The sequence below is a fragment of the Kolteria novifilia genome (genome assembly GCA_007748055.1).
GTDB classification, from domain to species: domain Bacteria; phylum Planctomycetota; class Planctomycetia; order Kolteriales; family Kolteriaceae; genus Kolteria; species Kolteria novifilia.
Window position 1 is genome coordinate 2844471 of record CP036279.1, and the last position, 14279, is coordinate 2858749.

12 protein-coding genes are annotated in these 14279 nt (G+C 61.5%); 10 read left to right on the forward strand and 2 right to left on the reverse strand.

Going from position 1 to position 14279, the window contains the following annotated elements; genetic code table 11:
• Positions 1 to 206 precede the first annotated feature (206 nt).
• Positions 207 to 608, reverse strand: a complete 402-nt coding sequence (locus tag Pan216_RS10610; RefSeq protein WP_145257969.1) for a hypothetical protein — start codon at positions 606 to 608, stop codon at positions 207 to 209.
• Between the two features lie 374 nt (positions 609 to 982).
• Between Pan216_RS10610 and Pan216_RS10615 the strand changes: the two genes are divergently transcribed.
• From Pan216_RS10615 to Pan216_RS10650, 8 genes are all read left to right on the forward strand, one after another.
• On the forward strand, positions 983 to 1636 hold the full coding sequence (locus Pan216_RS10615) for a YqaA family protein (protein WP_419193503.1): 654 nt from the start codon (positions 983 to 985) through the stop codon (positions 1634 to 1636).
• Between the two features lie 319 nt (positions 1637 to 1955).
• Positions 1956 to 2915: a 4-hydroxy-3-methylbut-2-enyl diphosphate reductase gene (ispH, locus tag Pan216_RS10620; protein ID WP_145257970.1), complete on the forward strand. Its 960-nt coding sequence runs from the start codon at positions 1956 to 1958 to the stop codon at positions 2913 to 2915.
• An 84-nt stretch (positions 2916 to 2999) separates the two neighbouring features.
• Positions 3000 to 4259, forward strand: coding sequence for a bifunctional 3,4-dihydroxy-2-butanone-4-phosphate synthase/GTP cyclohydrolase II (locus tag Pan216_RS10625; RefSeq protein WP_145257971.1), 1260 nt, complete (start codon positions 3000 to 3002; stop codon positions 4257 to 4259).
• A gap of 289 nt (positions 4260 to 4548) precedes the next feature.
• On the forward strand, positions 4549 to 5751 hold the full coding sequence (locus Pan216_RS10630; protein ID WP_145257972.1) for an iron-containing alcohol dehydrogenase: 1203 nt from the start codon (positions 4549 to 4551) through the stop codon (positions 5749 to 5751).
• A 157-nt stretch (positions 5752 to 5908) separates the two neighbouring features.
• On the forward strand, positions 5909 to 7126 hold the full coding sequence (locus Pan216_RS10635; protein WP_145257973.1) for an outer membrane protein assembly factor BamB family protein: 1218 nt from the start codon (positions 5909 to 5911) through the stop codon (positions 7124 to 7126).
• Positions 7127 to 7308: 182 nt separating this feature from the next.
• Positions 7309 to 8622, forward strand: a complete 1314-nt coding sequence (locus tag Pan216_RS10640) for a coproporphyrinogen-III oxidase family protein (protein WP_145257974.1) — start codon at positions 7309 to 7311, stop codon at positions 8620 to 8622.
• A gap of 8 nt (positions 8623 to 8630) precedes the next feature.
• A complete protein-coding gene (locus tag Pan216_RS10645; RefSeq protein ID WP_145257975.1) occupies positions 8631 to 9209 on the forward strand; it encodes a hypothetical protein in 579 nt (192 codons plus the stop codon).
• Positions 9206 to 10489 carry an NAD(P)/FAD-dependent oxidoreductase gene (locus tag Pan216_RS10650; RefSeq protein ID WP_145257976.1) on the forward strand — a complete coding sequence of 428 codons (1284 nt, stop codon included), beginning with the start codon at positions 9206 to 9208 and terminating at the stop codon, positions 10487 to 10489. Before Pan216_RS10645 ends, Pan216_RS10650 begins: the two co-directional genes overlap by 4 nt.
• A gap of 1009 nt (positions 10490 to 11498) precedes the next feature.
• Here the strand turns inward: Pan216_RS10650 and Pan216_RS10655 are convergent.
• Positions 11499 to 11906 carry a GxxExxY protein gene (locus Pan216_RS10655; protein ID WP_145257977.1) on the reverse strand — a complete coding sequence of 136 codons (408 nt, stop codon included), beginning with the start codon at positions 11904 to 11906 and terminating at the stop codon, positions 11499 to 11501.
• A 605-nt stretch (positions 11907 to 12511) separates the two neighbouring features.
• Here Pan216_RS10655 and Pan216_RS10660 point away from each other — a divergent pair.
• Both Pan216_RS10660 and Pan216_RS10665 read left to right on the forward strand, forming a co-directional pair.
• Positions 12512 to 12742: a DUF3311 domain-containing protein gene (locus Pan216_RS10660; RefSeq protein ID WP_145257978.1), complete on the forward strand. Its 231-nt coding sequence runs from the start codon at positions 12512 to 12514 to the stop codon at positions 12740 to 12742.
• Positions 12739 to 14262, forward strand: a complete 1524-nt coding sequence (locus tag Pan216_RS10665) for a sodium:solute symporter family protein (RefSeq protein WP_145257979.1) — start codon at positions 12739 to 12741, stop codon at positions 14260 to 14262. Before Pan216_RS10660 ends, Pan216_RS10665 begins: the two co-directional genes overlap by 4 nt.
• Positions 14263 to 14279 lie beyond the last annotated feature (17 nt).

A 14279-nucleotide genomic window follows, 5' to 3' on the forward strand; every position in this document is an offset into this window, starting at 1 on the left:
AAGAGGCTCATCTCTCCCACGGGGAGAGGGGAACAAGAGGCTCATCTCTCCCACGGGAAGAGGGGAACCCTAGCGCCTGATACCTAGGCCTAGTAACACCACTAGGGCTCCGTCAAGACCTGATGTTGGGGGGCCACTGGCTGCTTGTCAGCCAGTGAGCACGAGTGACGTCACCGGCAACCCGAAGCTAGATGTTTGAACGTGCGCTAGTGGCCGGCTTTGACGCCGTCCTCGGGCGGGAGATGAATGTCGATCTTTTGCGGAGCCCAACCAGCGGCCTCCTGAAGAGCGCCACACATGAAAGCGATGGCGATCCAGAAGGCGAGCAGGAGGAACTTCTCGAGAATGCTCGGAGCGTTGATGTAGCTCGGTTCGGTCACCAGGCCCCAGGTCAGGGCGGTGATGACGTACAGAAGGCCGAACGCTGGCCAGCCGCCCTTTTGCAGTTGGGCGCTAAAATCGGCCCAGCGGACCAGGAAGAGCCAGAAGCAGATCCACGCCACCATCACCCAGTGGGTCGCGACGGCGAAAACGATCGTCTGGAGGAGGAGCCAGAGAGCGGCGATGACTTGCCCAAGGGCCGAACCAATCTCGATCAGCGATTCCACCCGACTTCTCCCATTTCCTGAGGGCTGGTGTCGCGGAAATTACTATCTCTCGCCGTGTCCGCGTTCAAGAGAACGTTCCGGCGATCACTTGAAGAGTGTAGCAACAGAGGTTTCGGGAAGCGAGCACCAGATGGGTGCGCACGACGGAAGCGGGGCGCGGAAGGCGGGCAAGGGATGCGACCACGACCAAGCTTCGCACTTTGCGCGGACGAGGATCTTTGCTAAAGGTTGCAGGCGCCACGGGTAGCGACGTGTGAACATCCTCGTTGGCGAAGGGCGGGCCACCGATGGTGGTTTCGCTGGAATCACTCCGACGACAACCAAGAGAAGGCAGGGACGCTATGATCGTAAAGTCAACGGTGGAAGGGGATTCGATGGATTCGAAGGAGACGGTCACGGCGGTGGAGGAGGCCGCGGCGAATGCGGCTAGCGGCGGTCCGATTCGCAAACTCTACGATTGGTGCATCGCGTGGGCCGATACGCCTTACGCGACGCCCGCCCTCTTCGTGATGTCGTTCGCCGAGTCCTCCTTCTTTCCCATTCCTCCCGACGTCCTCCAGATTGCCTTGTCGGTCGCGAAGCCGACGCGGTCCTTTTTCTACGCGGCGGTCTCCGTGGTCGGGTCGGTGCTGGGCGGAGTCCTCGGCTGGGTGATCGGCTACTGTCTGTGGACGGCGCTGGCGCCCTACTTCTTCGACTTCGTTCCCGGTTTCACGACCGCGAACTTTGAGCTGGTCCGCGACTGGTATCACGGCAACGCGTTCGCCTCGATCCTCTTGGCGAGCTTCACGCCCATTCCCTACAAGATTTTCACGATCGCCTCGGGCGTCTTCCATGTCGGGCTACCGGTACTGATCGTCGCGTCGCTGGTCGGACGGAGTGCTCGCTTCTTCCTCGTCGCCGCGGTGATCTACAAGTTCGGCCCGAAGGTCAAGGAGTACATCGAGAAGTACTTCAACATCGCCACCGTCGTCATGGCCATTCTCCTGGTCGGCGGATTCGTCGCGATCAAGTACCTCAAGCATTGAGGCTTCGGCAAGACCCACGAGAGTTTTGTCTTGAAGGGGAGGAGCTTTCGCCTTGGGGCTTCTCCCTCAGCCAATCGGCCGCCGTGATCCTACAATGGGGGCAGGAGGTCGCCCGGAAGCGACTCCCGCGGGAGTCGCGGCGTCTCGAGCATGAGGAAGTCAGTCCGCTCCAACGTGTCCCGAGCGGACCAATGCCGTGTCAGCCCTTGGAACTCGGGGCCGCTGGCTCCTTGTCGGCCAGTGAAAACCGATTGCGACGTTGTCGGTTGGCCTCGAGCGACTGACGACGCACGAAGCAACCAGGAGAGGATGTGTCCTGATGGATGTGTTGCTGGCGAATCCGCGCGGGTTCTGCGCGGGCGTGAACATGGCCATTGATACGCTCGATCGTGCCCTGGAACTCTGTGGCGCCCCCATCTACGTCTATCACGAGATCGTGCACAACAAGTACGTCGTGGGTCGCTTTCGGGGTAAGGGAGTCGTCTTTGTCGACGATGTCGACGAGGTACCACACGGCGCCACGCTGCTCTACAGCGCTCACGGGGTCTCGCCCAAGATTCGCGAGGTATCGCGCCAACGCAGTCTTCGGACGATCGACGCCACGTGTCCTCTCGTCACCAAAGTCCACCTCGAGGCGATTCGTTTCGCGAAGGAGAACTACACAATCGTCCTCATCGGGCACGAGGGCCACGACGAGGTTGTCGGAACCCTCGGCGAGGCTCCTGAGAGCATCGTCTTGGTCGAGAATGTTGACGACGTGGCGAAACTCGAGGTCGCCGATGAGTCGAAGATCGCGTATCTGACGCAGACGACGCTGTCGATCGACGATGCCGAACGAATCATTCGGGCCCTGCGCGAGCGTTTTCCGTTGATCGTGGGACCGTCGAAGGACGATATCTGCTACGCGACGCAGAACCGCCAGGAAGCGGTCAAGCAAATCGCTCCCGAAGCGGACGTCGTGTTGGTGCTGGGAAGTCAGAACAGTTCCAACAGCCAGCGGTTACGTGAGATCGCCGAGGCGGAAGGGAAGCGGGCCTACCTCGTCGATGGTGCCTCGGAGATCGAGCCGAGTTGGTTTGGAGCCAAGGATGTCGTCATGATCACGGCGGGAGCGAGTGCTCCCGAAGAGAAGGTCCAGGAGTGCGTCGACTACCTCGCGGAGCTCTTCGGCGCGTCGGTGCACAACCGTGTGGTCCGCGATGAGCACGTGACGTTTCCGCTTCCGAAGGACCTGCGTATCCTTTCTCAAGACGAAGTAGCCGCCGAGAGTGCTCCCTAAGGCGCTGGCGAGCGAGGGGACCGGCGAGGCGAGTGTTGGCTTGCCGAGTCGGCTCCCGAACCAAGGAGCGACAGTCGCAAGCCCATGAGTATCGCAAACGCCGAAGAGGTGTTCTGCAGCATTTCCGAAGCGCTGGACGAGCTCCGCGCCGGTCGCATGATCATCCTCGTGGACGACGAGAACCGCGAGAATGAGGGCGATCTCGTCGCCGCCGGCGAAATGGTGACTCCCGAGATCGTCAACTTCATGATCACCCACGGCCGCGGGCTCTTCTGTCTCGCGCTGCCGTCGACGCACGCCGAGCGTCTTGGGCTCTTCCCGCAGTCCCCGGTCAACAACGCGTCGTTGGGTACCGCGTTCACCGTCAGCGTCGATGCCAAGGAGGGGATCACGACGGGGATCTCGGCGATGGATCGCGCACGGACCGTCGAAGTCTGCATGGACGACGGGGCGACGGCGGCCGATCTGGTTCGTCCCGGCCACCTCTTTCCGCTCCGCGCTCAAGATGGCGGCGTCTTGGTTCGCGCGGGCCATACCGAAGGGGGCGTCGACCTTTGCCGCATGGGTGGTCTCAAGCCCGGCGCGGTCATTTGCGAGATTCTTCGCGAGGATGGTGGGCTGGCTCGTGCCGATGATCTAGTGCGCTTTTCGCGTCGCTGGAACATCAAGATGTGCACGATCGAGGAGCTGATCAAGTACCGTCGTTCGCGCGAAATCCTCGTCAAACGCGAGGTCCAAGTCAAGCTGCCGACACGTTTCGGCGAGTGCGACGCGATTAGCTACGAGTCGGCGGTCGATTCCCAGCCGCACGTGGCGCTCTGCTTTGGTGGTGTCGGAATTCCCGTCAACGGCAAGGTGCCGATCCAGGAGGAACCGGTCCTGGTCCGCGTTCACAGCGAATGCCTCACCGGGGATGTCTTCGGAAGTCTGCTCTGCGACTGCGGCCCGCAACTACATCATGCCCTCGACATGGTCGGTAATCAGGGGCGTGGGGTGGTCCTGTACATGCGGCAGGAAGGACGTGGGATCGGGCTGGCCAACAAGCTTCGCGCGTACAAATTACAGCAAGAGGAGGGGCTCGACACCGTCGAGGCCAACCAAAAGCTCGGGTTTCCGGGCGACTTGCGTCACTACGGGATCGGAGCCCAGATCCTCTTCGACCTCGGCGTCCGCGAGATCCGGCTTCTGACCAACAATCCGAAGAAGGTCGTGGGACTCGACGGCTATGGCCTGTCGATCGTTGAGCGGATCCCGATCGAGATCCCCGCCAATGCGTGCAATGAGAGGTACCTCGAGACCAAACGGACCAAGATGGGGCACCTCCACCGCGACGAGAGCGACTAGTTTTCTCCCGAGGGATGAACCATCCCCCTGGTTGGCGACGTAGTGTTCAAGGACGAATGACGCGTCACCCGAAACAAGACCCGTTCCGGCCGTCGGGACGGGAATCGGAAAGGATTCCGATTGTTGAATCTTCATTCGCACGGCACAATGCAGGGAAGTGAGCGGCGCCGAACCATGCCGCTCGACCCCGCGAGGCCCGTCGTCTGCAAGCCGACGGCGATTCCATCAAGCTTCCTGCCCGCCTGATGCCAAGAACCGCGTTGCGGATCATTGAAAGGATGTTCAACGCATGAGTCGACCGGTGAAGACCGAATCGAGCCTGCTAGGCGATGGAACGCACGCTTTCGATCACCTTCCGACGACGCGACTGGTCTTTGGCGTCGGGACCCTCGAGCGCCTCGGGGACCTGACCGCCGAGCTCGGCGTCAAGCGAGTCCTCATCGTCACCGACCCCGGGATCCGTTCCGCCGGCCACGTCGATCGAGCGGTCGCGAGCCTCTCGGCGGCGAACCTGGCCCCCTTCGTGTTCGACGCGGTGGAGGAGAACCCCACGACGCGTCATGTCGAACACTGCGTCGACGTCGCCAAGGAACACAAAATCGATGCCATCGTCGGGCTCGGCGGTGGCAGTTCGATGGATACCGCCAAGGGAGCCAACTTCCTCCTCACCAATGGCGGGCGCATGCAGGACTACTGGGGAATCGGCAAAGCGACCAAGCCGATGCTCCCCCTCGTCGCCGTCCCCACGACCGCCGGGACCGGCAGCGAGGCACAGTCCTTCGCGCTCATCGCCGACGAGAAGACTCATCAAAAGATGGCCTGCGGTGACAAGAAGGCGGCAGCGACGATCGCCATTCTCGATCCGGCGCTGACGGTGACGCAACCGCCGCGAGTGACGGCGCTGGTCGGGATTGACGCCGTCGCGCATGCCCTTGAATCGCACGTGACCCGCAAACGCAATCCGCTTTCGCGTCTCTACTCGACCGAGGCGTGGCGACTCCTTTCGGAAGGACTTCCTCGGGTCTTGGCCGATCCGGCGGACCTCGAGGCCCGCGCCGCGATGCAGTTGGGCGCGAATTTCGCCGGAGCGGCGATCGAGGCCTCGATGCTCGGGGCGGCTCATGCGTCGGCCAACCCCTTGACGTCTCGCTTCGGGGTGACCCATGGGCTCGCGGTCGGACTGATGCTGCCTCACGTGATTCGCTACAACGCCGCCGACGAGGGGACGGGCTACGCCGACCTCGAAGGCGCCCCCGGCGCGGCTCGTGAGGTCGGGGAATGGCTGGCCGCGAAAGTGACCCACTTCCTCAGGCTGGCCGATCTGCCCACCACCCTCGACGATGTCAACGTCACCCGATCGGACGTCTCCCGGCTGGCCGAGGAAGCGGCTCAGCAGTGGACCGCCCAGTTTAACCCGCGCCCGATCGCGGTTCACGACTTCGAGACGCTCTATCGCGGGGCTTTTAAGGCCGCGATGGAGAGTGTCGCTTGAGCCAGACGCTCTCGCGGGACAATGAGAACCGCGAAAGAGAGCGTCGCCAGGAATAGCCCTCGGACCGTCCTCGTGGACGGTGCCCCAAGACCGGTGATCCCACCATAAGGTGGGTCCGTCGGACGCTGGACTCGCCACCAACTTGCAGAGCACCACCATGAAGAGCGTCACTTTTCTTCGCGATCGCCTGCTCCATCGCCCAACGTGGGCGCTCGCCCTTTCGTTGTTCCTAATGGCGTGCCAAGCTTGCTCGGTTTACGCCGCCAGCGAATCGCCGGTGACGAGTCTCTCCGGGACCGAAGTCGACCAGGCGCCGGCCGACGCCTGGAGTATGTTCCGCGGCGACGTCAAGATGACCGGCAACTCGGCCGCGGAGTTGCCCGACAACCTTGAACTGCTCTGGAAGGTCGATCTCGACGACGCCATCGGCGCCACCGCCGCCGTTTCCGGAAAGAGTGTCTATGTTGGATCGCTCTCGGGGCGTTTTCATGCGCTCTCGCTCAAGAGCGGCAAGGTCCGCTGGACCTTCGAGAACAAGGCGATGGACGAGATCAAGTCGTCCCCGTGCCTGACCGACGATTTGGTCATCTACGGCGACAGCTTTGGCGTGATCCGCGCCCTTGATCGACGTACGGGCACGCTGCGCTGGAAATACGAAACGGAGAGTCAGGCCGAGATCCTCTCCTCGCCGACGTTGATCGACGGCAAGGTGATCGTCGGCAGCTACGACCAGTTCCTCTACGCCTTCGATGCCACCACGGGCGATTTGCTCTGGTCGTTCGAGACCGATGGACCGATTCACTGCTCGCCCTCGTTGGCGGGAGGAACGGTTGCGGTCGCCGGTTGCGACGGCATGCTACGGATGGTCTCGGTGGCCGACGGCAAGGAGACCGGCGTGCTCGAAGTCGGCGGCAACATCGCCTCGACCCCCGCCGTGGTGGGCAACCAACTCTACTTCGGCACGATGTCCAACGAGGTCCTCGCGGTCGACTGGCAAACAATGGCGATCTTGTGGCGTTTCGAGCATCCGAAGCGTCAGTTTCCGTTCTTTTCCTCGCCGGCGGTGACCAAGGATCGCGTCTTCATCGCCGGACGCGACAAGATGCTCCACAGCATTGACCGCAAGACGGGCGAGGGTCTTTGGTCCTACCGAACGAAGGCTCGCATCGACAGTTCGCCGGTGGTGGTCGGCAAGCGAGTCTTCGTCGGAGGCAACGATGGAATCCTCCGCGCGATCGACATCGAGTCGGGTGAGGAAGCGTGGAACTACGTGGTCGCCGACAGCGTCGAGGCCTCCCCGGCAATCGCCCAGGGGCGGCTCCTTATCGGTGACTTCAAGGGCAATCTGTACTGCTTCGGCGCCAAGCGAAAGTGATCCGGAAACGGGCAAGGGAGACACCGAGTTCGCCCCTTGGTGTCTAAGATCCGCCACGTAGGGACTAGTAACGACAGGGGGAGTGGTCTTTCGTTGATTCAACCGGCACGACAATTCGGTCGAGCCGGCCGCGAAGGCGACGAGAGCCACGACAACCAAGCCGCAGGAAAGCCGACAACATCATGGTGACTGATACCAAGAAGGATAAGACGGAACTCGGCAACTACTTCATTGCCAATTATCCTCCCTTTTCGTTCTGGAAGAAGGACAAGGTCGGGGCGATCCAAGAGGCGTTTGAGACCATCCCCGCCGAGGATGTGCCCCTCGGCCTCTATCTGCACATTCCGTTTTGTCGCAAGCGCTGCAAGTTTTGCTACTTCCGCGTCTACACCGACGTCAACGCCGCCGCCATCCAGGAGTACGTCGACAGCCTCGCCAGTGAGATTGAGCTCCTCGCGACCAAGCGGGCGATTGAGGGGAGGACGATCCGGTTCGTCTACTTTGGCGGCGGAACCCCGTCCTATCTCGCGGCGAAGCAACTGCGTGGGCTGGTCGAGCGCCTTCGTCAGCACATCAACTGGGACGACGCGGAGGAAGTCACCTTCGAGTGCGAACCGGGCACGCTATCGGAGTCGAAACTCGAAGCCCTCAAGGAGATCGGCGTCACGCGGCTGAGCCTGGGGGTCGAGAACTTCAGCGACGCGGTTCTCGAGGAGAATGGCCGGGCCCATCTCTCCGGCGAGATCTACCGGGCGTGGGACTGGATCAAGGCGATCGGGTTCGACCAAGTCAACATCGACCTCATTTCCGGCATGGTGGGCGAGACCCAGGAGAACTGGGAAGACTGCGTGCAGCGCACGATCGACCTGGCTCCCGATAGCGTCACCATCTACCAGATGGAACTCCCCTACAACACGCGCTACGCCAACGAGTTGTCGATTCTCAATCAGCCGGGAAGTGTCGCCGACTGGTCGACCAAGCGGCGTTGGGTCGAGGAGGCTTTCGCGGCCCTCGAGAAAGCGGGCTACCATGTCGGCAGCGCCTACACCGCCGTCAAGGATTCGAAGAAAACCGGCTTCCTCTACCGCGACAATCTCTGGCATGGGGCCGATCTGCTCGGCACCGGCGTCGCCTCTTTCGGTCACCTTTCGGGGGTGCACTATCAGAACGTCGATGGGCTTGAGAACTACCAGGGAATGCTCGCCGAAAAGAAGCTCCCGCTCGGGAGGGCGTTGCCGATCAACGCCGAAGAAGCGCTCATTCGCGAGATGATCCTGCAAATGAAGCTCGGCTGGCTCGACGCCGGCTACTTCCGCCAAAAGTTCGGACGAGAGATTTTCAGCGACTTCGCCGAAGAGTTCGGCGAGATCACCCAAAGTGGATATGGCTCGATCGACGGGGATCGGCTACAGCTCAATCGCGACGGACTCCTTCGGGTCGACTCGATGCTGCCGCCCTTCTTCCTCCCCGAGCATCGCGCCGACCGCTATACGTGAGGGACGTCATGGCCGAGACTAAACTCGTCGATCCCAGCAAGGAATTGCGGCTGATGCTCGCCTTCTTTGGCGAGTCCGATCTGCCCCAGTGCTACGAGATCGACCCCGACGACATGCCCGAGCCCTACAATTTCCTGCTCGTGCACGATGGCCACATGACGGTGACACTCGAAACATTCTGCGGGTCAAAGGTCAGCGTTCATCCCTACCAAGTCAAACGCGACGGCGGCCTTTATGCCCGCAAACTCGATCTGCGGACCGGTCACGACAACCTGGTCGTGATGACCGGCATCATGCTTTTCAACTTTTCGTTCTGCTCCGACAAGGTGCGCGATCTGATCCTCGAGGAGAAGACGCCGCTGGGCCGGATCTTGATCGAGAACAATATACTTAGACAGGTTTCTTCGCGAACCTACTTGCGGATCGATGCGAAAGATCCCATGATCTCGCGGTTTGAACTCCCCGAGGCACGTGCCGCCTATGGGCGCATCGCGACCATCTTCTGCGATGGCAAACCGGCCGTCGATCTGCTCGAGATCGTGCGGCCCGGTCTTCGCAAGGGGCTCGCGGACGAGGAATCAGCATGAACGATCAGATGAACGATGATGTCTTGGATGCGGTGATCATCGGCGGCGGTCCCGCCGGAGCGACGGCGGCGACGCTCTTGGCCCGAGCGGGCAAACGCGTTCGCCTCTTCGAACGCTCCTCCGGCGAGCGGTTCCATGTCGGCGAATCGCTCATGCCGATGACCTACAACACGTTCAAACGACTGGGAATGCTCGGCAAGCTCAAGGCGAGCGACTTTGTCCGCAAGTACTCGGTCCAGTTCGTGACCGCGACTGGCAAAGAGACGCAGCCCTTCTACTTCTTCCGTCGCAATCCTCACGAGAGCGCGGTGACTTGGCAGGTGACGCGCTCGGCCTTCGACAAGATGCTGCTCGAGAACGCCGCCGAGTCGGGCTGCGAGATGGCATACGACACGCAAGTGACCGACGTCCTCTTCGACGGCGAACGAGCCGAAGGGGTCCGCGTCCGCGATGCCGACGGCGAGGTCCGTGACGTACCCGCCCGTGTGGTCATCGACGCGAGCGGCCAGAGTTCGATCATCGCCAATCGTTTGAAGCTCCGCCGGCCCTACGAGTATCTCAAGCAGGCCTCCGTCTGGACCTACTTCAAGGGAGCCTATCGCCCGCCGGGCATCGATGCCGGTGCGACCGTGATCCTCAGCACCGAAGGCAAGCGGGGCTGGTTTTGGTACATCCCGCTGGCCGACGACATCACCAGTGTCGGGGCGGTATCGACCCGCGAGTATCTCCTCGGTGGTGGCCGTAAGCCCGCGGACGCCTTCGCCGACTTGCTCGCCGAATGCCCCAACCTCCAGGAACGCCTTCAGGGTGCCGAGCAGGCGGACGACTTCCGCGCGACCCGCGACTTTTCCTATGCCACCGACCGTGCGGCCGGTGACGGCTGGGTGCTGATTGGCGATGCCTTCGGTTTTCTCGATCCGGTCTACTCGACCGGCGTGTTGCTCGCGCTGAAGTCAGGTGAGTTCGCCGCCGACGCGATCGTCGATGGACTCTCCAAGGGCGATCTCTCCGCGACGCAACTTGGCGGCTGGTGTGACGCCCATCGCCGCGCGATCGAGAGCTTTCGGCGACTGGTGCACGCCTTCTACTCCTACGAGTTCAGCGTCGGTCGCTTCATTCGCCAGCACCCCGAACACCGCGACAACCTGATCGACCTCTTGATCGGTGACGTCTACAAGCCCGGCGTCGACGACATCTTCGCCGCGATGGGGGAACTGACGCCCTACGACGGTTCGCCTCCCACCCGCGATCCCAACTCCACCGCGACCGTCACCGCGTGAGAACGTGAGTCGTTGGACGGGTGAAGAGATCATTTACCACAGAGGTCACGGAGGAACACAGAGGGGTGACGCATCCGGGAGCGATGTTACCCTCTGTTGCTGTCTGCTCGTGAACTGGCCGACGACCGGCTTGCAGTCCTGTGGATATCGCCGTCGGCGTTCATTCCGGTCTTCATTCTCTTGGCACTGTGCTCCTGCGCGTCCTCTGTGGTTCAAATTCTTCCTTCTGTTGTCACCGCCCATTGGAGGATCATTCACCACAGAGGTCACGGAGGAACACAGAGGGGTGACGCATCCGGGAGCGATGTTACCCTCTGTTGCTGTCTGATCGTGAACCGGCCGACGACCGGCTTGCAGTCCTGTGGATATCGCCGTCGGCGTTCATTCCGGTCTTCATTCTCTTGCCACTGTGCTCCTCCGCGTCCTCTGTGGTTCAAATTCTTCCCTCTGTTGTCACCGCCCTTTGGAGGATCATTCACCACAGAGGTCGCGGAGGAACACGGAGGGGTGAAGCATCCGGGAGCGATGTTACCCTCTGTTGCTGTCTGATCGTGAACCGGCCGACGACCGGCTTGCAGTCCTGTGGATATCGCCGTCGGCGTTCATTTTAGTCTTCATTCTCTTGCCACTGTGCTGCTCTGCGTCCTCTGTGGTTCAAATTCTTCCCTCTGTTGTCACCGCCCTTTGGAGGATCATTCACCACAGAGGTCGCGGAGGAACACGGAGGGGTGAAGCATCCGGGAGCGATGTTACCCTCTGTTGCTGTCTGCTCGTGAACCGGCCGACGACCGGCTTGCAGCCCTGTGGATATCGCCGTCGGCGTTCATTCCGGTCTACATTCTCTTGCCACTGTGCTGCTCTGCGTCCTCTGTGGTTCAAATTCTTCCTTCTGTTGTCACCGGATTGGGGAGGATGTTGACCAGCGTGCGGGCGTGTGATCTGTTCTCGGTTTGGCCTTTATTGGGCTCACCATTTCCCATGGTGGCTCTGTTGCTCAATCGCTTCTTTGTCACGATCGACCCCGTGGCGACGGAAGTATGCCGTGTCCATTGATGATTCGCTTGATGCCGTCCTTGAGCCTCGGGACATGAAAGTTGAGAAGCAGGCCGACATGGCAGCCACTCAACCGAAGGTAGGAGAGTAGCTGGGCTTCGTGGATGGCGAGCAACGCGGTGACCGCCTTTAGCTCAACGATGACCGATTTCTCGACGAGGAGATCGACGCGGTAGCCCACGTCGATGTGGATCTCGCCGTAGACGACCGGAAGGCCGACTTGGCTTTGGACGTTGAGGCCACGGTCGCGTAACTCGTAGGTCAAGCAGGCCTCGTACGCGGACTCCAACAGTCCCGGTCCGAGGGTGGTGTGGACCTTCATGGCCGCATCGACGATCGTTCCCGTGATGTCGTTGGTTTCCATCTTGGCTGCCCTCCACGGTGGAACCAAGTCGCCCGATGGGAAGAAGGAGGAAAGTTTACCACAGAGGTCACGGAGGAACACAGAGGGGGAAGAAGAAGTATCCAGGAGCGATGTCTCCTTCTTCCGTAGTTCATTGGCGAATCGCCCGGCTCTTTGGCTCCCGCTTCAGCGTCACTGCCATCCGCGCTCATTCCGATCTTGATTTTCTTCTCTCCGTGCTCCTCTGCGTCCTCTGTTGTTCAGAATCTTCCCCTGGTCGGCGTTGTTTAGGCGTGGAAGACATTTCACCACCGAGGTCACGGAGGAACACAGAGGGGGAAGGCGAGGATGAGTCCAGGAGCAATGTCACCTTCGGTTGCTGACTGCTCGTGGAGCTTCGGCCCACCGGCTTGAATCTCTGTGGCTACCGCAGTCGGCGTTCATTCCGATCTTGATTCTCTTCGCTCCGTGTTCCTCTGCGTCCTCCGTGGTTCCATTTCTCTTCCTCTTCCGCCCGCCATTTCGCGATCCCGTTGAACGACTTCTGCTTGACTGTTCCGGCTGGCTGTGTTCCCCTGTCACGTCTGTAGCGACGATTCCTTCCTCGGGCGACGAACGACTCCGCCATGAAAGCGATCCTCCTTGCCGGGCTGCCGGTCTTGTATTTGCTTCACCAGGACTGGTTCTTCTGGAACGACCCGCGAATGCTCTTCGGCATCTTCCCGGCCGCGCTGGCCTATCAGCTTGGCTACACCCTCGTGGTGTGCGGCTGGATGACGGCGCTTGTCCTCTTCGCTTGGCCCAAGGACGCCGATGAGCCCCAGCCGCTAAGCGGCGGGAAGGAGGAGAGCCGGTGAGCGCCTCCCTGATCGTCGTGCTGATTTATCTCGGGATCGTCCTTTCGATTGGTCCCATCACCGCCTCAATGGCCCGACGCGGCAGCCGGGATGACTTCTTCCTCGCTCAGCGAAGCATCGGCCCGTTCCTGATGCTGATGTCGCTCTTCGGGACCCACATGAGCGCGTTCTCGCTCGTCGGCTCGACGGGGAAGTCCTATGTCTCGGGCATCGGCGTCTATGGGCTGATGGCCGCGTCGACCGCCTTTTCGGCGCCGCTGGTGATCTTCTTCATCGCTCCGCGCATTTGGCGGGTGGGCAAGGACCACGGCTTTGTCACCCAGTGCCAATACTTCCGCGCCCGTTGGGAGAGCGATCTGGTCGGCCTGCTGATGTTCGTCCTGCTGATCGCGATGCTGATCCCTTATCTGCTGATGGGGGTCGTGGGAGGCGGGGTCGTTTTCAACGCTCTGACTACCTCGGCGCCGGGGGCTGGGGATGGCGTTCCACGCTGGCTCGGGTCGCTGCTGATTGTCAGCGTCACGACGGGCTATGTTTTCATGGGGGGCCTGCGCGGGACCGCGTGGGCCAATGCGCTGCAAACGATCGTCTTCATGGTGGTCGGCGGAATTGCCTTCGTCGTGATCACGCGACACATCGGAGGCAGCGGCAGCTTCCTCGAGTCGCTCCAGGCCGCGATGGCGTCGGTGGCCGAAAAAGCACCGAGCCGACTGGTGATGCAGGGGAATTTCGCCCCGTCGGAGTTCTTCAGCTACACTTTCATCACCTTCGCCAGCGTGATGATGCCTCATCTCAACATGCACTGGATGACCGCCAAGAGAGCGGGGACCTTCCGTCCGGCGATCATCCTCTACCCGTTGTGCCTGATGGTGGTCTGGTTGCCGGCGACCCTGATCGGGACGATGGCGGCGGCGGAACTCTCGCTCCCGGCGGCGAAAGCCAATGCCGTCCTCGTGGTGCTGATCAAGCAAAGCGCCGGTCCGGTCCTGGCGGGTGTACTGGCGGCGGGGGTGTTGGCGGCGGTGATGTCGTCGCTCGATTCGCAGACCTTGGCCCTGAGCGAGATGTTCACGACCGACGTCATCAACCACTACCTGGGTCAAGACCGACTCTCGGAGAGGGTTCAGATCTGGCTGGCGCGGGGATTCGTGGTCGCGATCCTGGCGGTGACGTGGGTGATCTCGCTGTTCGACATTGGCCTGGTCTTCACGATCGGGACGTGGTGTTTCGCGGGGCTTTCCTCGCTTGCCCCAATCACGTTGGCCGCTCTCTTTTGGAAGCGAAGCACCGCCTGTGGCGCGATCGCCTCGGCACTCGCGGTCGCGGGCTTGGGAGCGTACTTCCTCTACGCCAACTACATGCCCGGCAAGGGGTTTGGTCCGGGGACCAGCACCTTCGGCATCCCCGTCCATCCGGTGATCGCGATGCTGTTGGCGTCGAGTCTCGCGATGGTTGTCGTATCCCTCCTCACGCCTCCCCCCTCGGACGAGACACTCACCAAGTTCCATCCGCCCAATTAGCCCGGCGTTCGATCGGC

Excerpts from the sequence above, each read along its gene's own strand:
- Pan216_RS10615 (WP_419193503.1), top strand. The coding sequence starts at position 983 with ATGGATTCGAAGGAGACGGTCACGGCGGTGGAGGAGGCCGCGGCGAAT.
- ispH (WP_145257970.1), top strand. The coding sequence starts at position 1,956 with ATGGATGTGTTGCTGGCGAATCCGCGCGGGTTCTGCGCGGGCGTGAAC.
- Pan216_RS10625 (WP_145257971.1), top strand. The coding sequence starts at position 3,000 with ATGAGTATCGCAAACGCCGAAGAGGTGTTCTGCAGCATTTCCGAAGCG.
- Pan216_RS10630 (WP_145257972.1), top strand. The coding sequence starts at position 4,549 with ATGAGTCGACCGGTGAAGACCGAATCGAGCCTGCTAGGCGATGGAACG.
- Pan216_RS10635 (WP_145257973.1), top strand. The coding sequence starts at position 5,909 with ATGAAGAGCGTCACTTTTCTTCGCGATCGCCTGCTCCATCGCCCAACG.
- Pan216_RS10640 (WP_145257974.1), top strand. The coding sequence starts at position 7,309 with ATGGTGACTGATACCAAGAAGGATAAGACGGAACTCGGCAACTACTTC.
- Pan216_RS10645 (WP_145257975.1), top strand. The coding sequence starts at position 8,631 with ATGGCCGAGACTAAACTCGTCGATCCCAGCAAGGAATTGCGGCTGATG.
- Pan216_RS10650 (WP_145257976.1), top strand. The coding sequence starts at position 9,206 with ATGAACGATCAGATGAACGATGATGTCTTGGATGCGGTGATCATCGGC.
- Pan216_RS10655 (WP_145257977.1), bottom strand. The coding sequence starts at position 11,906 with ATGGAAACCAACGACATCACGGGAACGATCGTCGATGCGGCCATGAAG.
- Pan216_RS10660 (WP_145257978.1), top strand. The coding sequence starts at position 12,512 with ATGAAAGCGATCCTCCTTGCCGGGCTGCCGGTCTTGTATTTGCTTCAC.